General features: G+C 65.0%; 23 protein-coding genes. 20 read left to right on the forward strand and 3 right to left on the reverse strand.

Annotation, left to right across the window (positions count from 1 at the left end):
• The 13 genes from rpmC (at position 1) to GSQ83_RS27955 (ending at position 6,026) form a co-directional block, all read left to right on the forward strand.
• The gene (gene rpmC, locus GSQ83_RS27895; RefSeq protein WP_158806176.1) at positions 1-210 is read left to right on the forward strand and encodes a 50S ribosomal protein L29; all 210 of its coding nucleotides are present in this window, start codon (positions 1-3) and stop codon (positions 208-210) included.
• A 13-nt stretch (positions 211-223) separates the two neighbouring features.
• Positions 224-502, forward strand: a complete 279-nt coding sequence (gene rpsQ, locus GSQ83_RS27900) for a 30S ribosomal protein S17 (protein ID WP_158806178.1) — start codon at positions 224-226, stop codon at positions 500-502.
• 10 nt (positions 503-512) lie between these two features.
• Positions 513-881: a 50S ribosomal protein L14 gene (gene rplN / locus GSQ83_RS27905; RefSeq protein ID WP_158806180.1), complete on the forward strand. Its 369-nt coding sequence runs from the start codon at positions 513-515 to the stop codon at positions 879-881.
• 2 nt (positions 882-883) lie between these two features.
• Positions 884-1,201 carry a 50S ribosomal protein L24 gene (rplX, locus tag GSQ83_RS27910; protein ID WP_158806182.1) on the forward strand — a complete coding sequence of 106 codons (318 nt, stop codon included), beginning with the start codon at positions 884-886 and terminating at the stop codon, positions 1,199-1,201.
• Between the two features lie 10 nt (positions 1,202-1,211).
• Positions 1,212-1,769, forward strand: a complete 558-nt coding sequence (gene rplE / locus GSQ83_RS27915; protein WP_158806184.1) for a 50S ribosomal protein L5 — start codon at positions 1,212-1,214, stop codon at positions 1,767-1,769.
• A 77-nt stretch (positions 1,770-1,846) separates the two neighbouring features.
• Entirely contained in the window at positions 1,847-2,152 is a 306-nt protein-coding gene (rpsN, locus tag GSQ83_RS27920; protein WP_158806186.1) for a 30S ribosomal protein S14, read from the forward strand.
• A gap of 11 nt (positions 2,153-2,163) precedes the next feature.
• Positions 2,164-2,562 carry a 30S ribosomal protein S8 gene (gene rpsH / locus GSQ83_RS27925; RefSeq protein ID WP_158806188.1) on the forward strand — a complete coding sequence of 133 codons (399 nt, stop codon included), beginning with the start codon at positions 2,164-2,166 and terminating at the stop codon, positions 2,560-2,562.
• A 13-nt stretch (positions 2,563-2,575) separates the two neighbouring features.
• Positions 2,576-3,109, forward strand: a complete 534-nt coding sequence (gene rplF / locus GSQ83_RS27930; RefSeq protein WP_158806190.1) for a 50S ribosomal protein L6 — start codon at positions 2,576-2,578, stop codon at positions 3,107-3,109.
• Positions 3,109-3,471: a 50S ribosomal protein L18 gene (rplR, locus tag GSQ83_RS27935; RefSeq protein WP_158806191.1), complete on the forward strand. Its 363-nt coding sequence runs from the start codon at positions 3,109-3,111 to the stop codon at positions 3,469-3,471. Before rplF ends, rplR begins: the two co-directional genes overlap by 1 nt.
• 11 nt (positions 3,472-3,482) lie before the next feature.
• Positions 3,483-4,055 (forward strand): 30S ribosomal protein S5, encoded by a 573-nt coding sequence (gene rpsE / locus GSQ83_RS27940; protein WP_158806193.1) that lies wholly within the window; start codon positions 3,483-3,485, stop codon positions 4,053-4,055.
• The gene (gene rpmD / locus GSQ83_RS27945) at positions 4,045-4,239 is read left to right on the forward strand and encodes a 50S ribosomal protein L30 (RefSeq protein WP_216850614.1); all 195 of its coding nucleotides are present in this window, start codon (positions 4,045-4,047) and stop codon (positions 4,237-4,239) included. Before rpsE ends, rpmD begins: the two co-directional genes overlap by 11 nt.
• A gap of 27 nt (positions 4,240-4,266) precedes the next feature.
• On the forward strand, positions 4,267-4,746 hold the full coding sequence (gene rplO / locus GSQ83_RS27950; protein WP_158806197.1) for a 50S ribosomal protein L15: 480 nt from the start codon (positions 4,267-4,269) through the stop codon (positions 4,744-4,746).
• A gap of 215 nt (positions 4,747-4,961) precedes the next feature.
• Positions 4,962-6,026: an acyltransferase gene (locus GSQ83_RS27955; RefSeq protein WP_158806199.1), complete on the forward strand. Its 1,065-nt coding sequence runs from the start codon at positions 4,962-4,964 to the stop codon at positions 6,024-6,026.
• A 3-nt stretch (positions 6,027-6,029) separates the two neighbouring features.
• Here GSQ83_RS27955 and GSQ83_RS27960 read toward each other — a convergent pair whose 3' ends face one another.
• Complete coding sequence (locus tag GSQ83_RS27960; protein WP_158806201.1) at positions 6,030-6,587, reverse strand: MOSC domain-containing protein; 558 nt, start codon at positions 6,585-6,587, stop codon at positions 6,030-6,032.
• A 179-nt stretch (positions 6,588-6,766) separates the two neighbouring features.
• Here GSQ83_RS27960 and GSQ83_RS27965 point away from each other — a divergent pair, with 179 nt between their 5' ends.
• Positions 6,767-7,591 (forward strand): FadR/GntR family transcriptional regulator, encoded by an 825-nt coding sequence (locus GSQ83_RS27965; RefSeq protein ID WP_158806202.1) that lies wholly within the window; start codon positions 6,767-6,769, stop codon positions 7,589-7,591.
• Between the two features lie 1,465 nt (positions 7,592-9,056).
• On the opposite strand, the gene GSQ83_RS27970 is transcribed toward GSQ83_RS27965, so the two are convergent.
• Positions 9,057-9,908: a prephenate dehydratase gene (locus tag GSQ83_RS27970; protein ID WP_158806204.1), complete on the reverse strand. Its 852-nt coding sequence runs from the start codon at positions 9,906-9,908 to the stop codon at positions 9,057-9,059.
• Entirely contained in the window at positions 9,905-10,651 is a 747-nt protein-coding gene (locus tag GSQ83_RS27975; protein ID WP_158806206.1) for a 3-deoxy-manno-octulosonate cytidylyltransferase, read from the reverse strand. Before GSQ83_RS27975 ends, GSQ83_RS27970 begins: the two co-directional genes overlap by 4 nt.
• Before the next feature lie 177 nt (positions 10,652-10,828).
• On the opposite strand from GSQ83_RS27975, the gene GSQ83_RS27980 reads away from it, so the two are divergent.
• The 6 genes from GSQ83_RS27980 to GSQ83_RS28005 all read left to right on the forward strand — a co-directional run bounded on the left by GSQ83_RS27980 (position 10,829) and on the right by GSQ83_RS28005 (position 18,527).
• Positions 10,829-11,971 (forward strand): cytochrome c family protein, encoded by a 1,143-nt coding sequence (locus GSQ83_RS27980; protein WP_158806208.1) that lies wholly within the window; start codon positions 10,829-10,831, stop codon positions 11,969-11,971.
• 7 nt (positions 11,972-11,978) lie between these two features.
• Positions 11,979-12,761 carry an inositol monophosphatase family protein gene (locus GSQ83_RS27985; RefSeq protein ID WP_158806210.1) on the forward strand — a complete coding sequence of 261 codons (783 nt, stop codon included), beginning with the start codon at positions 11,979-11,981 and terminating at the stop codon, positions 12,759-12,761.
• Positions 12,762-12,882: 121 nt separating this feature from the next.
• The gene (locus tag GSQ83_RS27990; RefSeq protein ID WP_158806636.1) at positions 12,883-14,721 is read left to right on the forward strand and encodes an extracellular solute-binding protein; all 1,839 of its coding nucleotides are present in this window, start codon (positions 12,883-12,885) and stop codon (positions 14,719-14,721) included.
• 55 nt (positions 14,722-14,776) lie between these two features.
• Positions 14,777-15,847 (forward strand): microcin C ABC transporter permease YejB, encoded by a 1,071-nt coding sequence (locus tag GSQ83_RS27995; protein WP_158806212.1) that lies wholly within the window; start codon positions 14,777-14,779, stop codon positions 15,845-15,847.
• Positions 15,844-16,905 (forward strand): ABC transporter permease, encoded by a 1,062-nt coding sequence (locus GSQ83_RS28000; protein WP_174246750.1) that lies wholly within the window; start codon positions 15,844-15,846, stop codon positions 16,903-16,905. The genes GSQ83_RS27995 and GSQ83_RS28000 overlap by 4 nt, the downstream gene beginning before the upstream one ends.
• Positions 16,902-18,527, forward strand: coding sequence for an ABC transporter ATP-binding protein (locus tag GSQ83_RS28005; protein ID WP_158806214.1), 1,626 nt, complete (start codon positions 16,902-16,904; stop codon positions 18,525-18,527). Before GSQ83_RS28000 ends, GSQ83_RS28005 begins: the two co-directional genes overlap by 4 nt.
• The last annotated feature ends 128 nt before the right edge of the window (positions 18,528-18,655 follow it).

An 18,655-nucleotide genomic window follows, 5' to 3' on the forward strand; every position in this document is an offset into this window, starting at 1 on the left:
ATGAGCAAGGAAGCTACCGACACCCGGGCCAAGACCCCGGATGAGCTGACCGCCCGGCTGGTGGATTTACGCCGCGAGCAGTTCAACCTGCGTTTCCAGCGCGCGACGGGGCAGAACGACAGCGTTGCCCGCGTGAAAGTGGTCCGTCGCGAAATCGCGCGGGTCAAGACGATCATTTCGGAGCGCGGTCGCGCTTCGGCAAAAGCCTGAGGAGATAAGGGCGATGTCTAGGCGCGTCCTATCGGGGCGAGTAGTGAGCGACAAGATGGACAAGACCTGTACGGTCCTGGTCGAGCGTCGCGTCATGCACCCGCTGTACAAGAAGTTCATTCGTCGTTCGAAGCGCTATGCCGCGCATGACGAGGAGAATGTCTGCAAGACCGGCGACCTGGTGCGGATCGAGGAATGCCCCCCGATCAGCAAGCGCAAGGCCTGGCAGGTGATCGAGCGCAACGGTGCGCTGCTTGGCGAGTTCGCCGAGCAGACCTCCGCGGCGGCGTGAGGAGAGTCCGATGATCAGCGCTGAAAGCAACCTCGAGGTTGCGGATAATTCGGGCGCGCGCCGTGTGCAGTGCATCAAGGTGCTCGGCGGCTCCAAGCGTAAGACGGCATCGGTCGGCGACGTGATCGTGGTCTCCGTGAAGGATGCCATTCCGCGCGGCAAGGTGAAGAAGGGCGACGTGCACCAGGCGGTGATCGTGCGCACGTCCTATCCGGTGCGTCGTTCGGACGGCAGCGCGATCCGCTTCGACCGCAATGCGGCGGTGCTGATCAACAAGCAGCTTGAGCCGATCGGCACGCGTATTTTCGGGCCGGTGGTGCGAGAGCTGCGGGCGCGGAAGTTCATGAAAATCATCAGCCTCGCGCCGGAGGTGCTGTAATCATGGCCGCGCGTATCCGTAAGGATGACGAGGTTCTCGTCATCGCAGGCTCGGATAAGGGTAGCCGCGGTAAGGTGCTGCGGGTGATCCCGAAGCTCAATCGCGCTGTGGTGCAGGGCGTGGCGCTTGCCACGAAGCATCAGAAGCCATCGGGCCCGAATCAGGGCGGAAAGGTATCCCAGGAGCGGGCGATCGATCTGTCGAACCTGGCGCTGATCGATCCGAAGACGGGTCAGAAGACCAAGGTGTCGTTCCGCGTTCTGGAAGGTGGGGACAAGGTCCGCATCGCCCGGAAGACCGGCGCGGTCATCGAGAGCTGAGGAGGCAGAGGTGAGCGAAACACAGGCTAAGCCGCGCCTCCAGGCGCTGTATGAATCCGAGATGCGCGATGCGCTCCGCAAGGAGTTCAGCTACGGCAATGTCATGGAAGTGCCGCGGCTGCAGAAGATCGTGATCAACATGGGCGTGGGCGAGGCGGCGGCGGACCAGAAGAAGCTGGATGCCGCGGTGTCCGAGCTGACGCTGATCAGCGGGCAGCGCCCGGTGAAGACGGTGGCCAAGAAGGCGATCGCCGGCTTCAAGATCCGCAAGGGTCTGCCGATCGGCTGCAAGGTCACACTGCGTCAGGCGCGGATGTACGAGTTCCTTGACCGTCTGGTGACGATCGCGCTGCCTCGCGTGCGGGATTTTCGCGGCATCACCGGCAAGGGTTTCGACGGGCGCGGCAACTTCGCCATGGGCCTGAAGGAACAGATCATCTTCCCGGAGATCGTCTACGACAAGGTCGAGTCGATCCGCGGCATGGACATCGTATTCGTGACGAATGCGAAGACCGATGCGGAAGCGAAGGCCCTTCTCAAGGGCTTCTCGATCCCCTTCGCCAACTGAGCTTAACGAGACGCGTTTAGGAAAACCGCGGCCACGCCTTGCGCGACGGCCGATAGGTTCCGGAGGATATAGACAGGATGGCCAAAACTTCCCAGGTCAACCGCAACGCGAAGCGCCAGGCTATGGTGATTCGCGACAAGTCCAAGCGGGCTGCCCTTAAGTCGATCTTGAAGGACCGCGAGGTCCCGGTCGAAGAGCGTTTCGAGGCCTCGGTGCGTCTTGCACAGTTGCCGCGCAACGGTTCGCGGACTCGCGTGCGCTTGCGTTGCGAGCTGACCGGACGTTCGCGCGGAAATTATCGCAAGTTCCGCCTTTGCCGCATCGCTTTGCGCGACCTCGCCAGCTCGGGTCAGATCCCGGGCATGGTGAAGGCCAGCTGGTAGGGGGATCAACGATGTCGATGTCCGATCCCTTAGGGGATATGCTTACCCGCATCCGCAATGCGCAGCGGGCGAACCACGCGGTTTGCGTGGCGCCTGCTTCGCAGCTGCGAGCCAATGTGCTGAACGTGTTGCAGCGTGAAGGCTTCATCCGCGGCTTTTCCAGTGAGGAATTGCGGCCCGGCCTGGCGCAGCTTCGCATCGAGCTGAAATACAATGAGGGGCAGCCGGTGATCAAAGAGATCACCCGCGTCTCCCGCCCCGGCCGCCGCGTCTACTCGAAGATCCGCGAGTTGCCGCGTGTCTATAGCGGCCTCGGCGTGTCGATTTTATCGACGCCGCGCGGGGTGTTGAGCGACCAGGAGGCCCGCGCCGCCAATGTTGGCGGCGAAGTCCTCTGCCGGGTCTTCTGAGGGGGCTGGATCAATGTCACGCGTAGGCAAATATCCGGTCGAGATCCCGAAGGGCGTCGAGGTCAACGTCGTCAATGGCATCCTCATCGCCAAGGGCAAGCTCGGCGAGCAGCGGCTGACTTTGACCGAACTGGTCGATGTCACAGTCGAGGACGGCAAGGTTTCGGTCGCCCCGCGGTCGAAGGAAGCGCCGTCGCGCATGATGTGGGGCACCACGCGCTCCCTCATCGCGAATGTGCTGAAGGGCGTCTCCACCGGCTTCGAAGTCGGAATGGAGATCACCGGCACCGGTTACCGGGCGTCGGTGCAGGGCAAGAACCTGGTCATGAACCTCGGCTTCTCGCATGACGTCGTGTTTCCGGTTCCTGAGGGGATCAGCATCAACTGCCCGCGCCCGATCGAAATCAGGGTCAAGGGCATGGACAAGCGGCAGGTCGGCCAGGTGGCTTCGGAAATCCGTGGATGGCGCCCCCCGGAGCCCTACAAGGGCAAGGGCGTGCGCTACCTGACCGAAACCATCCGCCGCAAGGAAGGCAAGAAGAAGTAATGAGCGCGAACCAGGATCTCCGGCAGCGCCGGCGGGAACGTCTGCGCTACCAGCTTCGCCAGAAGTCCGGTGGCCGGTTGCGGCTTTCGGTGTTTCGCTCCGGCAAGCACATCTATGCCCAGGTCATCGACGATGTGGCCGGCCGCACTTTGGCCGCCGCATCCAGCCTGGACAAGGATCTGAAGGCCGGGCTGAAGACGGGCGCGGACAAGGACGCGGCGGCGGCGGTCGGCAAACTCGTCGCCGAGCGCGCGGTGGCGGCTGGCGTGAAGGAAGTGGTCTTCGACCGCGGCGCCTATTTGTATCACGGGCGCGTCAAGGCGCTGGCGGAGGCTGCCCGCGAGGGCGGCCTGGCCTTCTGAGGGATTTGTAGATGGCACGGGAAGCAAGGGACAGCGGCCGCGGCGGACAGCGCGACCGTGACCATAGCGACGAGTTCATCGACAAGCTGGTCACCATCAACCGCGTGGCCAAGGTGGTGAAGGGCGGCCGTCGTTTCGCATTCGCAGCCTTGGTGGTGGTGGGTGACCAGAAGGGCCGCGTTGGCTTCGGCGCCGGTAAGGCGCGTGAAGTGCCCGAGGCGATCCGCAAGGCGACCGAGCGGGCCAAGCGCGGCCTGATCCGGGTGCCGATGAAGGAAGGCCGCACGCTGCATCATGACGCGCTCGGCCACTACGGCGCGGGCAAGGTCATCCTGCGCGCCGCACCGGCCGGCACCGGCATCATCGCCGGCGGCCCAATGCGCGCCGTGCTGGAGACTTTGGGGATCGGCGATGTCGTCGCGAAATCGATGGGCAGCCGCAACCCGCATAACATGATCAAGGCGACCTTCGACGCCCTGCAGAACTGCGCGAGCCCCCGCTCGGTCGCGTCGCGCCGCGGCAAGAAGGTCAATGACATCCTGGGCAAGCGCGATGCCCCGGCGGAGGCAGCGGATGCCGCTTGAGAAACCCCGCGTGAAGGTCACGCAGATCACCTCCGGCAATGGGCAGAAGCCCGGCCAGCAGGCGACCTTGATCGGTCTCGGCCTCAACAAGATCGGCCGCACGCGTGAGGTGGAAGACACCCCCTCGACGCGCGGCATGATCCGCAAGGTTGCTCATCTCATTCGTGTCGAGGAGCGGTCCTGACCTGATCGGGGCCAAGGATAGCAGACGATGAAGCTCAACGAACTGCGCGATAACAAGGGTGCGCGGCCCACTTCCAAGCGGCTTGGCCGTGGCATTGGCTCGGGCAAGGGCAAGACCTCCGGCAAGGGCGTCAAGGGCCAGAAGGCGCGTGAGGGCGTGAGCCTGAACGGCTTCGAGGGCGGCCAGCTGCCGATCTACCGGCGGCTACCCAAGCGCGGCTTCCGCAATGTGTCGCGCAAGCAGTTCTCGCCGATCAATCTGGACACGCTGGAGAAGGCCCTGGCGGACGGCAAGATCGACGCTGGCCAGACCATCACCGAGGCCAGTCTGCGCGCGGCCGGGCTGATCGGCCATAACAAGACGGACGGTGTTCGTCTGCTGGCTCGTGGCGAGATCACTCGCGCGGTGACAATCGCGGTCAACGGCGCTTCGGCGACCGCGGTGGCCGCCATCGAGAAGGCGGGCGGCAAGGTAGAGCTGCCGGCAGAGAAGACCGCCGCGGCTTAGGCTGCGCGCGCTTCACCGGAGGCGCCGATCCAGTCACGCCGGCTAGGCCAGGTAACGGCCTAGAAACGGTGTGGATGTCGTCAGGCATCTCGTCGAATTCATAAAGGGCGGCCTGTCGCATGACTGGCCGCCCTTCGTTTCTTGCGGGATGATTTAGATTGACCCGCGCGGCGGCGGCGTAGCAAAGCACCGCCATGCGCCAGGAAAGCTTTTCTTTGACCTCGATCCGCGGATTCGCGGCGCTCTGGGTCTTCGGTCATCACCTCGATCTGATGCTTGGCGTGATGGGCTATCCGCTTTACGGCCCGGCGTTGAAGCCGGGCTATGTCTCGGTCGATATCTTCTTCATTCTCAGCGGCTTCATTCTGACCACGGTCTATCGCGGTCTCGAATGGCGTGGCGTTGGCCGCTTCCTGACCCGGCGCGTCTTCCGGGTCTATCCGATGCATCTATTCGTGCTTGGCGCCATGCTGGTGCTTTGGCTCGACCTCTATCTCAGACATGGGGTGCATGACCCGACACAGGAGTTGCGGTGGCTGCCGCTCCAGGCGCTGATGCTCCAGCCCTTTTTCTACCATCAGCTCATGTGGAACGCGGTGAGTTGGTCGGTCGCGGTCGAGCTGGTGTGCTACATCGTCTTTCCGCTGGTGATCATGCGGATGCGCCATGCGCCGATGTGGCTGCTGAGCCTGGCGATCCTGGTTCTGGCCCGGCTCGAAATCCATTTGCAGAATTATGATGTGGTGATCTGGGGTTGGGGGGCGGTGTTTCGCGGCTTGGTCGGATTCGGCCTCGGGCTCGCGATCCGGCTGGTGAGCGAGAAGTTCACGACGCCCTCCCGCGCAGTCGCGAGCGTGATCGAGCTTGTGGCCCTCGCGGGCATCGTCGCCTCGGTCGCCACCCAGCATGTGCCTTACGTGCCGCTCTTTGCCGCGATGCTGATCGTCGCTCTGTCCTGGGAGGCCGGGGTGGTCGCCTGGGTGCTGGGCTTCGGGGTGTGTTTCTGGCTCGGGCGGATTTCCTTCTCGGTTTATCTGCTGCATGCCGAGGCGATCGGCCAGATATGGTCGCGCTTCCCGCCGAGCCGGCTGCCCTTCTCGCATAGGGTGGACGGTATCGTGTGGTCGCTCATGACGGTCTGCATCGTCTTGGCGGTAGCCACCGTGACGTGGCGCCTGGTGGAGGAGCCTTGCCGGCGCTGGGGCGGCCGAATCGGGCGCAGGGTCCAGGCGGCGACGGTTCACGCCGTGCCAGCCTCCGCGCCGGCCGGTGCGGATTGAGGATCAGCGAAGGGCGGCGCGCTGGGTGACCTGCCCTCTCGGCGGCAGATAGGTCACGGCATCGCCGGTCCGAACCTCGCCTTCGCACTCAACGATGCCCACCAGCCCCCGGCGGCCTATCGCTGCCTTGGGGAATAGTGCTGCCAGTCGCGGCCGCCCATGCGCCGCAGCGAGTTTCTCGGCGGGGAAGCGGCAAGGCGCGTTTTGCTCGGTCACGAAGATCGTCGCGCCGGACGGGAACCGCAGCCGTGTTGCCGAGGGCAGCAAGCTGAGGCCGGGGGCTTCCGACAAGACGAGATTGGCGCCCAGCAACTCGGGCTGAACAACGGGAATATCCATCGCCCGGGCGACCTCGGCGCATTCCTCGACCGAAAGGAGAGAGATCTGCCGGGTATTGGCGATCGCGGTGCCGCGCTTGTGCCACGGCGTCCGCGCATCCGCCGCGCGCATAGGCCCCGCATGGCGGTCTCCGGCGATGCCCGTCAGGGTCAGGCACAGCGTCTCGACCCGGCGACTGACGAAGTCAGCACCGTCGGCGATGAGGAGCGTGGCGACCTGCATGACGTAGCCTCCGGCGACAGCGCTTAGGCGTCAAGCCGGTTGGGGAATGCGCGATGAGCGGCCTCGAGACCCTCGACGGTTGTGAGCGGGAGCCGATTCTTCCGAGCCTGGGCTTCACGGATGGCGCGCCGTGTTTACGATGGTGACTTTGGGGCAAGGGCGGCTTAAGCAAGCGGGTAATGTCTGACAATAAAGTTCACGTCAAAAGACCGCGGACCGCGCGGCGTGCCGCCGGTTTAGGGAGCGCCACCAACCGAAGCGACGACGTGGCGGAGACGATCGGCCGTCGCATCGTAGGCGGCCAGACGCCTTCGGGCTCGACCCTGCCGCCGGAGCTGGAGCTTTGCGCCAGCCTGGGGGTCTCGCGCGCCGCGTTGCGCGAGGGGTTCAGGCTGCTGGCGGCGAAGGGCATGATCGTCGGGCGTCGCAAGCTCGGCACCATCGTGCGCCCGCTGGCGGACTGGAACATGCTCGATGCCTCGGTGCTCGCCTGGCATCTCGAGCAGGAGCCGTCCGAGGTTTACATCAACGGGCTGTTCGAGGCGCGCATGGTCGTCGAGCCCTCGGCCGCTGCCCTGGCCGCGCGCCGCGCGACGTCGGAGGAGGTAGCGCGGATCGCGGCCGCCTATCACGACATGGCGGTGGCTCAGGCGGCGGCGATGGATCGGGTGCCGCGCGACAGCGAGGATCATGACGAGACGGCGCGCACGGTCGCCGCGGATTTGCGATTCCACCAGGCGGTTCTGGCGGCGACGGGCAATTACTTTCTGTCGTCCTTCGTGGCGCTCATCGGTTCCTCGCTGAGAGCATCGTTCAGGCTCAACTGGCTCACGCAGTCCTCGGCGCCGGAATTGTCGCTGGGGCGGCACGAGGCGGTCTTGGAGGCGATCCGTGCGCGGTCGGAGGATGGCGCGCGAGAAGCGATGCAGGTGCTGCTCGACACCGCGGCGGAGGATGCGCGGCAGGCACTGGTGAAGGCGCGGCCTGCGGTCGGTGTTTCGTGATTGAGTGGCGGCGGGCGCTGTGGATGGGTAGCCCATCTACAGTCTGGGATCCGGCTTAGTTTTGACGAAAGAGTGCCGGATTGGCTGGGCCTGGATGGTCCATACCCAGCCAATCGCGGTCGTTACGGCATCCGTTACCCTAGATGTGTGCTTACGCTTCGGTTCCAGACGCAGGCATCCAAGTGGACGAGAGGTTGAGACGGCGCGTTGACGGCGGCAAGCCAAGTATAGACGGCGTTATCGGCGGCTGGAAGCTGGCCGTCGCGGGCTGCATATTCAAACGCGCTGCGCTAGCGCGTAGTTCTTCCCAGCGCTCTATTGAAGGCCTCACGACCGAAAGCCGTACTGATCGTGGCGGAGGTCCGCCGAAAGACGCTGGAGGTGCAGGCATAAATGCTCCTTTTTTTATAGCGTCCGTTCGATAATTCCTGACCGATTTCCAAATGATGAACGCGAGTAATCTCACTATTGAATGTCAGGGCGCCGAATTTGTAAGGGGCATATATTTTGGAACGGCGGCCTATCTTTGTTGCCGCTCAGATTCCGAGAAAATCGATGAAGATGATTAAAGGTATCGGGCACCAACCTGCGGCACCTCCCCTCATCGCGCTCAGCCGACAACGGCACTATCGCGCGCGAGTGAGGGCACGCTCACCCGAGGGGCACCGAAGGGGAACGCTACCCGCACCCCTAACCACGCGCGACCTCCCCACCCCGGAACGCCGCCGCCTTGAACACACCAAGGATGCGGATTGGCTGGGCTCGGACTGTTCCATGCCCAACCAATCGCGACCGTCACAACGTTACTGACGCGCAGTCAGCGCTGCAGCTCACTTTGACGGGGATCAGTAAACGCGAGAAGGGGGAAACATGATCGAGTAATTAATAGGGGTCACTGGATACGATTGAGTTGCGAGGGAAAAGCCGCCCAGCGTGAGCCGTCGCGGAGGAGCTACGGGCATCTGAGTTTGGCCTGGATTCGAGACCGTTGGGTAAGGCACGTTACCTCGGAAGGTCCGCGAATACATCACTCCGGCTCCAAGCGGGGTCGTCGCGCCCGGCATTGGATATTCGCCCCCCGTCGGGTACGGTGGCGGTAGGTCAACCTCCGGGATCGGCTGCATTACATGGTAGCCGGTGGTTCGGGAAATACTCATAAGCGTCCTCTTTGTTGGAAACGCCCGCTGTATAGTTTCCCTTCAATTTCCAAAATGTGAAGGTCAATAAATCTTGTTATTGACTCTGAGTTCGCATCATTTGCTTAAGGGCGTCGTCTCGGAAAACGAAGATTTATTTCTAGCCGTAATCCTGAACTTTGAGAAAACGGCTAGGTGCTGACCAAGGCAAGTCCGCACCAGCGCGCCGCGCTGCCCTGGCCTCCCTCGCCTTGCATGCCACCGCTGTGCTCAAGTCATCGGGCGCCTCTTCGAGCAAGTGCTGCATCGGTCGACGGCTCACCACACCCCTAATCGCTCTCACCCTTCCCACCCCGGAACGCCGCCGCCTTGAACACCCCCAGGATGCGAATCTCTCGCGAGAAGAATGCCAGCTCCTCCAGTGCCAGTCGTAGACGTGGCTGTTCCGGGTGGCCGTCCACTTCGCAGAGGAATTGCGTCGCGGTGAATTCGCCGCCGACCATGTAGCTTTCGAGCTTCGTCATGTTGACGCCGTTGGTCGCGAAGCCGCCCAGCGCCTTGTAGAGCGCGGCCGGCACGTTGCGGACACGGAACACGAAGGTCGTCATCAGGCCGGGCGTATCGGCGCTCGGCACTTCCGGCGCGCGGGCCGTCACGTAGAAGCGTGTCGTGTTGTGGGCCGCGTCCTCCACATTGCTGAGCAGAATGTCGAGCCCGTAGAGTTCCGCGGCCAAGGATGAGGCGATCGCGGCATCCTCCGGCCGGCCCCAGCTCGCGACCAAAGCCGCGCTGCCGGCGGTGTCGGCCTCGACGACCGGGGTTATGTCGCGCTCTCGCAACAGCCGGCGCACCTGGCCGAGGGCGACCGCGTGGCTATGGGCGCGGCGGACCTGCTCGATCGCGGTGCCGGGAACCGCGAGAAGGCAATGCTCGACCCGCTGGAAATGCTCGCCGATGATCGAGAGTCCGCTTTCCGGCAGCAGCGTATGGATATCCGGCACGCGCCCGGCGAGGCTGTTCTCACAGGGCAGCATGGCGAGGCGGGCGCGACCCTCATGCACGGCTTCCATCGCCGCCTCGAAGGTTTCGCAGGGCAGCGTCAGCATGCCGGGAAAAGCGGTGCGGCAGGCGAGATCGGAATAGGCGCCCGGCTGGCCTTGAAAGGAGATGAGGTCGGTCATGTCGTCTCCTGGGGCCGCGCGAGCACGGCGCGGGCACGTTCGAGGTCGGCGGGCGTATCGACGCCGAAGGGCGCGACATCGACGCGCGCGGCGCCGATCCGCATGCCGGCCTCCAAAAGCCGCAACTGCTCGAGGCTTTCGCGAATTTCGAGCGGGCTTTCGGGCAGGGCCACGAAGCGTTCCAGCGCGGCGCGGCGATAGGCGTAGACGCCGATGTGATGCCACAGCGGCCCCTCGCCCCAGGGGATCGCGGCGCGCGAGAAATACAGCACCGGGGCCAGATCGGCACCGTCCCGGAAAGCGCAGGCCGCCTTGACGACGCTGGAGGCGGCGGCCTCCTCGGTGCTTTCGACGGGAGCGACCAGCGTGCCGACATCGATGCCGGTCTCGGCGAGGGGCGCCAGCACGCGGTGGAGGAGTTGCGGCGGCAGGGTCGGCAGATCGCCCTGGAGATTGATCACCACGTCGTGCCGCCGGTCCGGGTCAAGCTGCGCCAGTGCGGCGGCGACACGGTCCGAGCCGCGCGGCAGAGCGGGGTCCGTTATCACCGCGATGCCGCCGGCGGCGCGGGTCGCCTCGGCCACCACTTCCTCGGAACAGGCGATGGCGACCGGGCCGAGATCGGCTTCCAGCGCGCGGTTCAGCACATGGACGATCATCGGCAGGCCGGCGATCAGCGCCATGGGTTTGCCGGGGAGCCGGAATGAGCCCATGCGGGCGGGGATAATGATGATGGGGGCCATGGTTCTCGGTCAGGGTGAGGGCCGCGGGGCGGGTTGATGCGCTGGTAGCCATTCCCTATGGTGCCCGCAAGTTCGGGGCGTCTTCGCGATCAGCCGGCACAGAGGCCCTCGCCGGGCGCCCCTGTCCGCGTGTTGTGCTGCCGCTCCGATCGGTCTCGATTGTCCAGGGGTCGGCGCATGGCTGGTGGGTTGGAAGGCAACAAGGCTTTCGCGGCGGTGCTGGTTGCCGGGATGGCCTATATGGTCGCCGGCTTCTTCGCCGATGTGCTGGTGCATCCCGGGGAACTCGAGAAAACCGCGATCACCATCCAAGGGGCCGCCGAGGCGTTTTCGGGACCCGCTCGGGTCATCATCCCGACCATTCTGCCCTTCATGGCGAAGGCCGATCCTTCGGCGGGCCAATCCACGGCGGCGCAGCAATGCGGGTCCTGCCACAGCTTCAACCAGGGCGGCGCGGCCATGGTCGGGCCAAATCTCTACAATATCCTCAATGCGAAGGTCGCGGCGGCGCCGGGCTATTCGTTTTCCGACGCGCTCAAGAAGGTCGGCGGCACCTGGACCTATGAGCAGCTCAACAAATGGCTGCTGGATCCGCAGACCTTCGCGCCCGGCACCCGCATGTCCTATCCCGGCCTGCGCAACATCCAGGGCCGCGCCGATCTGATCGCCTATCTGCGCAGCCTCTCGGCCTCGCCCGCGCCCTTGCCGACAGAGGCCGAGGTCGCCGCTGCACAGGCGGAACAGAAGAAAGAGCAAGCCGCGGCCGCGGCGCCGGCTTCCGGAGGCGGTGGCACCGCCGCGGCACCGCCGGCGGGTCCGTCGCTGGACCAGCTTCTCGCCAGCGGCAGCGCCGACAAGGGCAGCGACTTCGCGAGCCAGGCCTGCGGCGCCTGCCACGCCTTCACCAAGGGCGGCGCGACCCAGGTCGGTCCGGACCTTTACGGCATTGTGGGAGAAAAGGTCGCGGGCGTTCCCGGCTATTCCTTCTCGCCCGCGCTGAAGAAGGTCGGTGGCACCTGGACCTATGCGGCGCTCGATAGCTGGCTCGCCAATCCGCAGCATTTCGCGCCCGGCACGACGATGAGCTATGCCGGCATTCCGCAGCCCAAGACGCGCGCGAATGTCATCCTGTATCTGCGCTCGCTCGCCGATAAGCCGATGGCCCTGCCGACAGTCGCGGCCGCCGCGACCTCCAAGGCGGCGCCGGCCAAGCCCGCGAGTTCCAGCGCCCCGAGCACGGGCAATGGCGGCACCGAAACAAAAACGACCCCGGCGATGACAGGCGCCGCTTCCGGCAGCGCGCAGAAGTCAGGCCAGTAACCGCGTCATGGTGCCGCCCGAGCTCGTCGAGGTAGCGCTTGCGCTCGCGGATGCGGCGGGTGCCGCCATCCGCCCGCATTTCCGCTCCGGCCTTCTGGCGGACGACAAATCCGACGACAGCCCGGTGACGGTCGCTGACCGCGCGGCCGAGCAGGCAATGCGGGTGATCCTGGCCGAGCGCTGCCCGGATCATGGGGTGATCGGCGAGGAGTTCGGCACCGCCGATCGCGGCGCCAGCCGCTATCGCTGGGTGCTCGACCCCATCGACGGCACGCGCGCCTTCATTACCGGCCGCACGACCTTTGGCGTGCTTGTCGCGCTGACCGAGAACGGCGTGCCGGTGATCGGGATCATCGACCAGCCCATTACGGGCGAGCGCTGGATCGGCGTGGCCGGGGAGCCAACCCGCTTCACCGGTCCGCTTGGCGGCTCGGCCGGTTGCCGTGCATGTCCGAGTCTCGGCCAGGCTGAGCTTTCCGCGACAGCGCCCGATTTCCAGCCGCGCTACCGGCAAGCCGGTTTCGACCGGATCCGTGCGGCGGTGCGGCGGGTGACCTGGGGCGGCGATTGCTACGCCTATGGCCTTCTCGCGCTGGGGCAGATCGATGTCATCGCCGAGAGCGATCTCAAGCCTTGGGACTGGTCGGCGCTGGTGCCGATCATCCAGGGAGCCGGTGGCAGCGTTACCGACTGGGCCGGCGCGCCGCTGCATCTCGACACCTCGCGCGGCGATGTTCTGGCGCTGGGCGATCCCGGGCTGCTTCGCGCGGCGCTCGGGGAACTTGGCTGACAAAACCTTCAGCTTTGAGACAGGTGCCAGGGCTTTCGGTTCTCCTCGAAAGTCCACATTATGTCTTGGAAATAACTGAAGAGCGGGTCTGCCTCGGCGGCTCGCCAGGACAGGGGGCGTGATGCGTCGACGGACCTTCCTGGGTGCGGCCGTGGGCGCGGCGGCCCTGCCGTGGGTGGCGCGGGCGCAGGATGCCACCGACGGACAATACGGCATCGCGGTAACCGGCAAGCCGGCCCTTCCGCCGGGCTTTACCGCTTTTCCCTATGCCAATCCGGATGCGCCCAAGGGCGGTGCGGTAACCTTCAGCGAGGTCGGCGGGTTCGACAGCTTCAACCCCTTCATCATTCGCGGCACGCCCGCCGCCGGGGTAAGTTACCTCTGGGATACCTTGTTGCGCCCATCCTCGGATGAGGCCGCCGTCGCCTACGGGCTGCTCGCCAAATCGGTCGAGGTCACTCCGAATCATGACCGGGTGACCTTCACGCTGCATCCGGAGGCGCGTTTCAGGGATGGCGCGCCGGTGACGGCCGCCGATGTCGCCTGGAGCTTCGCGACTTTCTGCGCCAAAGGTCAGCCGTATTTTCAGCAGTATTACGCGGCGGTCAGTTCGGTCGATGTGCTGGGCGCCGGTCGCGTCGCCTTCCACCTCAAGGACGGTGCGGCGCGGGAATTGCCGCTGATCCTCGGGCAGCTTTCGGTGCTGTCCGAGGCTTGGTGGAAGGGTCGAGACTTTTCCGCGCCCCTGATCGAGGCGCCCAACGGCTCCGGTCCCTATGCCGTCGAGACCGTGGCGCTGAACCGCAGCATCACCTATCGCCGCAGGCCGGATTACTGGGCGAAGGATCTGCCGGTGTGCCGGGGCTTCTTTAATTTCGACCGCATCACCTTCGAGTATTTCGGTGATCCCAGCGTGGCGATGGAGGCATTCAAAGCCGGCGAGATCGATTTCCGCGACGAGAATATCTCGAAAAACTGGGCGACCGGCTACAACTTCCCGGCGGTGCAGAAAGGCCTCGTTCGCAAAGAGGTTTTTCCGGACCAGTTGCCGACCGGGATGCAGGGCTATGGCATGAATACGCGCCGCCCGGTCTTCCAGGATAGCCGCGTACGTCAGGCGGTGGCGATGGCTTTCGATTTCGAATGGACCAACAAGACGCTGTTCTATGGCAGCTACGCGCGCACGCTGAGCTATTTCAGCAATAGCGGCCTCGCGAGTTCAGGCCTGCCCACTGGTGCCGAGCTTGCCCTGCTGGAACCGTACCGCGATCACCTGCCGCCCGATCTCTTCACCAAGCCCTTCACGCTGCCGGTCAGCGACGGTTCCGGCAATGACCGGCCGGCGCTGATGGCGGCGCTGCATGTCCTGCAAGAGGCAGGCTGGACGGTGAAGAATCGCAAGCTGGTGAACGCGGCGGGTCAGCCGCTGGCTTTCGAGATTCTGCTGAACGACCCGAATTTCGAGCGCGTTACCCTGCCCTACGCGCAGGACCTCAAGAAGCTCGGCATCGATGTGACGGTGCGGGTCATCGATCCCTCTCAGTACCAGCTTCGGATGGATAACTTCGACTTCGACATGACGGTGGTGCTGATTCCGGAGTCGGATTCGCCCGGCAACGAGCAGCGCGACAACTGGACCTCGGCCGCATCGAAGCTTACCGGCAGCAATAACCTCATGGGCGTGTCCAATCCGATCGTGGATGCGCTGGTTGAGAAGGTCATCGCGGCGCCGGATACGGCCTCGCTACAGGCAGCGTGCCATGCGCTGGACCGTGTGTTGCTCTGGGGCTGGTTCGTTGTTCCGCAATGGCATCTCGGCAGCTACCGTCTCGCCTTTTGGGATGTCTTCGGCCATCCGCCCAAACCGATGCGCGCGGGCTTCGATATCGATAGCTGGTGGATCGATGCCGATCTCGCCCGCCAGACGAATACCCAGCGGCACCACTCCAATGCGGTGTGACAAGGGCGGAAGTCGCCACCTTGGATCGTCCTTCGGCACGGCGCCGCCTTAAGCGATGGTCGCCTATCTGTTCCGCCGGATGTTGCTGATCATCCCCACTCTGTTCGGCATCATCGCGATCAATTTCTTCGTGGTGCAGCTCGCACCCGGAGGCCCGGTGGAACAGGCGATCGCCCAGCTCAAGGGACATGGCGGCAGTATGGGAGCAGGCGGTGGCGCGGCGGAAACCGCGATGCCTTCCGCCAGCCTCTATCGCGGCGCCCAGGGCATCGACCCGCATATGGTCGCGCAGATGCGCAAGATGTTCGGCTTCGACAAGCCGCCCCTCACCCGCTTCGCCATCATGCTTCGCGGCTATCTCACCTTCGATCTCGGCCAGAGCTTCTTTCTTGGCCAGCCGGTGTGGAAGCTGATCCTTCAGCGCCTGCCGGTCAGCATTTCGCTCGGCCTGTGGTCGACGCTGCTGATCTATATGATTTCGATCCCGCTCGGCATCGCGAAGGCGATGCGGGAGGGCAGCCAATTCGATCTCGTCACCAGCCTGGCGGTGCTGATCGGCTATGCCATTCCGGGATTCCTCTTCGCCATCCTGCTCATCGTCGTGCTGGCCGGCGGCACCTTCGTGCAATGGTTTCCGCTACGCGGCCTGACCAGCATGGGCAGCGAGAACTGGAGCTGGCCCAGCCGGGCGCTCGACTATGCCTGGCACATGGTGCTGCCGACGCTCGCCATGGTTGTCGGCGGTTTCGCGAGCCTCACGATGCTGACGAAAAACTGCTTCCTGGAAGAAATCGGCAAGCAATACGTCTTGACCGCTCGCGCCAAGGGCGGCACGCAAAATCGCGTGCTCTACGGTCATGTTTTCCGCAATGCGATGCTGCTCATCGTGGCCGGTTTTCCGGCGGCCTTCATCAGCATCCTGTTCACCTCCGCCTTGCTCATCGAGATCATCTTCTCGCTCAACGGCATGGGGCAGCTTGGCTATCAGGCGGCGCTGCAACGCGACTACCCGGTGATGTTCGGCACGCTTTACGTGTTCTCGCTGCTCGGCCTCGTCATGCAGATCGTCGGCGACCTGCTCTATACCGTGGTCGATCCGCGCATCGACTTCGGCAGCCGGCGATGACCACCGCGCCGCTGGCGGCGCGGCGCGGCAGGCTGTCGCCGCTCAACCGGCGGCGCCTCGTTGCGTTCCGCGCGCATCGCCGGGGCTTTTATTCGTTGTGGATCTTCCTCGGCCTCTTCGGCATCAGCCTGTTCGCCGGTTTCGTTGCGAATGACCGCCCGCTGGTCGTGCGGTTCGAGGGCAAGACGCTTTTCCCGATCTTCACCGATTACAGCGAGGACCGCTTCGGCCCGGACTTCATGCCGACCGAGGCCGACTATACGGATCCCGATGTCGCGAAGGCGATCCGCGCGCATGGCTGGATGATCTGGCCGCTTATCCCATTTTCCTATGACACAACGGTCGATAATCTCGGCCGCGCCGCGCCCTCGCCGCCGAGCTGGCGGAACTGGCTCGGCACGGACGACCAGGCGCGGGACGTGCTGGCCCGGGTGATCTACGGTTTCCGCATCTCGGTACTGTTCGGCTTTACGCTGACCGCGCTGGCATCGGCCATCGGCGTATTGGCGGGGGCGGTGCAGGGCTATTATGGCGGGCTTACGGATCTATTCTTTCAGCGGTTCATCGAGATCTGGTCGGGGCTGCCCGATCTGTTCATGCTGATCATTCTGTCCTCCATCATCGCGCCGTCCTTCTGGGTGCTTCTCTTGTTCCTGCTGCTGTTCAACTGGATGAACCTTACCGGCGTGGTGCGCGCCGAGTTTCTGCGTGGCCGGACTTTGGACTATGTGCGTGCCGCCCGCGCTTTGGGCGTGGGGGATTTCGCGGTGATGCGGCGGCATATCCTGCCCAATGCCCTGGTGGCGACGCTGACCTTCCTGCCCTTCACGCTGTCAGGCTCCGTCACCATCCTGGCGAGCCTCGACTTCCTCGGCTTCGGCCTGCCGCCGGGCTCGCCTTCGCTCGGCGAACTCATCTCCCAGGGGCGGAACAATCTACAGGCGCCCTGGCTGGGCCTCGCCGCCTTCGGGGTGCTGGGCGGCACGCTGATCCTACTGATCTTCATCGGCGAGGCGGTGCGGGACGCTTTCAACCCCCGCAAGACCGGGTTCCGATGAGCCTGATCGAAGTCGAGAACCTTACCGTCGCCTTCGGTGAGCGGCGCGTGGTGGAGGATGTGTCCTTCACGCTGGATCGCGGCGAGACCCTGGCGCTGGTCGGCGAAAGCGGTTCGGGCAAGTCGCTGACAGCGCTGTCGCTGCTGCGTCTTTTGCCGCCGGGCGCGGTCGCCACCGGCCAGATCCGCATCGACGGGCGGGATGTGCTGGGCATGCCGGAACGCGAGCTACGCAATCTGCGCGGCGGCAAGGCCGGGATGATCTTCCAGGAGCCGATGACCAGCCTCAACCCGCTGCATCGCATCGGGCGGCAGGTGGCCGAGGCGGTGAGCCTGCACACCAAAGCCACCTTGCCGCGCGACGCGCTGCGCCGCCGTGCGATGACGCTGCTGGAACAGGCGGGCTTTCCCGATGCGACCCACCGGCTGGATGCCTTTCCGCATCAACTTTCCGGCGGCCAGCGCCAGCGGGTGATGATCGCGATCGCTCTCGCCAACGATCCGGCGCTGCTGATCGCCGATGAGCCGACGACCGCATTGGATGTGACGATCGAGGCGCAGATCCTGGCGCTGCTGGATGCGCAGAAGGCGGCGCGGGGGCTGGGGTTGCTGCTGATTACGCATGACCTCGGCATCGTGCAGCAACATGCGGACCGCGTGGCGGTGATGAAGGCCGGGCGGATCGTGGAGACCGGGGAGGTGGGCCAGCTTTTCGCCAGGCCGCAACACCCCTACACGCGGATGCTGCTCGCGGCCGAGCCGAAGGGCGGCCCGCCGCCTCTGCCGCTCAATCCGGCCCCGGTCATCGCCGCGGAATCCGTGGGCGTGCATTTCGCCATCCGGCGGGGCGTGCTGCGGCGCGCGCAGGGCCATGTCCGCGCGGTGGATGACGTGTCGCTGGTGGTGCGGCAGGGCGAGACTGTCGGGCTGGTGGGCGAAAGCGGTTCGGGCAAGACCAGCATGGGCTTCGCGATGCTGGGGCTGGAACATGCCGAGGGCCGCATTCTGTTCGAGGGCCAGGACATCGCGCATCTGCCCGAGCGGCGGTTGCGCGCGATGCGCGCCGATATGCAGATCGTCTTCCAGGACCCCTTCGGCAGCCTGTCGCCGCGCATGACGGTGGAGGAGATCGTGGCCGAGGGGCTGCGCGTGCATGAGCGCGGCCTGACGGCGGCGCAGCGCCACGCCAAGGTCGCCGCCGCTTTGGCCGAGGTCGGGCTGCCGGAGAATGCGCTGGAACGGTACCCGCATGAGTTCAGCGGCGGCCAGCGCCAGCGTATCGCCATCGCGCGGGCCATGGTGCTGGAGCCGCGTTTCGTGGTGCTGGACGAGCCGACCAGCGCGCTGGATCGCTCCGTGCAGACGCAGATCGTCGATCTGCTGCGGCGGCTGCAGGCGGATCACGGGCTCGCTTACCTGTTCATCAGCCACGACCTGCGCATCGTCCGTGCGCTGGCTCACCGCATCATCGTGCTGCGGCGGGGGCGCGTGGTGGAGGAAGGTCCGGCCGAGGAGATCTTCGAGAACCCGCAACAGGATTACACACGGGCCCTCATCGCGGCGGCTTTCGAGGGCAAGGCGGTGCTGGACGTGGACGAGCCGGGGCCGAGTTTCGTGGAGTAGCGGGGCGAGCGCCGTGCTTGGGCCTTTTACCAGCAAGCGTTGGCTATGCCGTTGCACCGTCATCCTCGGCGAAGGCCGAGGATCCACGCCTTGCTTGCGGCGAGAAGGTAGGCGTGGATCTTCGGCCC

The sequence above is a fragment of the Acidisoma sp. L85 genome (assembly GCF_009765865.1).
Classification (GTDB): Bacteria; Pseudomonadota; Alphaproteobacteria; order Acetobacterales; family Acetobacteraceae; genus Acidisoma.

What these genes read in the sequence shown, in the direction of transcription:
- GSQ83_RS28005 (WP_158806214.1), top strand. Translation starts at nt 16,902, where the DNA reads ATGAGCCTGATCGAAGTCGAGAACCTTACCGTCGCCTTCGGTGAGCGG.
- GSQ83_RS27970 (WP_158806204.1), bottom strand. Translation starts at nt 9,908, where the DNA reads ATGACCGACCTCATCTCCTTTCAAGGCCAGCCGGGCGCCTATTCCGAT.
- GSQ83_RS27975 (WP_158806206.1), bottom strand. Translation starts at nt 10,651, where the DNA reads ATGGCCCCCATCATCATTATCCCCGCCCGCATGGGCTCATTCCGGCTC.
- GSQ83_RS27980 (WP_158806208.1), top strand. Translation starts at nt 10,829, where the DNA reads ATGGCTGGTGGGTTGGAAGGCAACAAGGCTTTCGCGGCGGTGCTGGTT.
- GSQ83_RS27965 (WP_158806202.1), top strand. Translation starts at nt 6,767, where the DNA reads ATGTCTGACAATAAAGTTCACGTCAAAAGACCGCGGACCGCGCGGCGT.
- GSQ83_RS27990 (WP_158806636.1), top strand. Translation starts at nt 12,883, where the DNA reads ATGCGTCGACGGACCTTCCTGGGTGCGGCCGTGGGCGCGGCGGCCCTG.
- GSQ83_RS27995 (WP_158806212.1), top strand. Translation starts at nt 14,777, where the DNA reads ATGGTCGCCTATCTGTTCCGCCGGATGTTGCTGATCATCCCCACTCTG.
- rplR (WP_158806191.1), top strand. Translation starts at nt 3,109, where the DNA reads ATGAGCGCGAACCAGGATCTCCGGCAGCGCCGGCGGGAACGTCTGCGC.
- rplF (WP_158806190.1), top strand. Translation starts at nt 2,576, where the DNA reads ATGTCACGCGTAGGCAAATATCCGGTCGAGATCCCGAAGGGCGTCGAG.
- rplX (WP_158806182.1), top strand. Translation starts at nt 884, where the DNA reads ATGGCCGCGCGTATCCGTAAGGATGACGAGGTTCTCGTCATCGCAGGC.
- rpmD (WP_216850614.1), top strand. Translation starts at nt 4,045, where the DNA reads ATGCCGCTTGAGAAACCCCGCGTGAAGGTCACGCAGATCACCTCCGGC.
- rplN (WP_158806180.1), top strand. Translation starts at nt 513, where the DNA reads ATGATCAGCGCTGAAAGCAACCTCGAGGTTGCGGATAATTCGGGCGCG.
- GSQ83_RS28000 (WP_174246750.1), top strand. Translation starts at nt 15,844, where the DNA reads ATGACCACCGCGCCGCTGGCGGCGCGGCGCGGCAGGCTGTCGCCGCTC.
- rpmC (WP_158806176.1), top strand. Translation starts at nt 1, where the DNA reads ATGAGCAAGGAAGCTACCGACACCCGGGCCAAGACCCCGGATGAGCTG.
- GSQ83_RS27960 (WP_158806201.1), bottom strand. Translation starts at nt 6,587, where the DNA reads ATGCAGGTCGCCACGCTCCTCATCGCCGACGGTGCTGACTTCGTCAGT.
- rpsH (WP_158806188.1), top strand. Translation starts at nt 2,164, where the DNA reads ATGTCGATGTCCGATCCCTTAGGGGATATGCTTACCCGCATCCGCAAT.
- rpsE (WP_158806193.1), top strand. Translation starts at nt 3,483, where the DNA reads ATGGCACGGGAAGCAAGGGACAGCGGCCGCGGCGGACAGCGCGACCGT.
- rpsN (WP_158806186.1), top strand. Translation starts at nt 1,847, where the DNA reads ATGGCCAAAACTTCCCAGGTCAACCGCAACGCGAAGCGCCAGGCTATG.
- GSQ83_RS27985 (WP_158806210.1), top strand. Translation starts at nt 11,979, where the DNA reads ATGGTGCCGCCCGAGCTCGTCGAGGTAGCGCTTGCGCTCGCGGATGCG.
- rplO (WP_158806197.1), top strand. Translation starts at nt 4,267, where the DNA reads ATGAAGCTCAACGAACTGCGCGATAACAAGGGTGCGCGGCCCACTTCC.
- rpsQ (WP_158806178.1), top strand. Translation starts at nt 224, where the DNA reads ATGTCTAGGCGCGTCCTATCGGGGCGAGTAGTGAGCGACAAGATGGAC.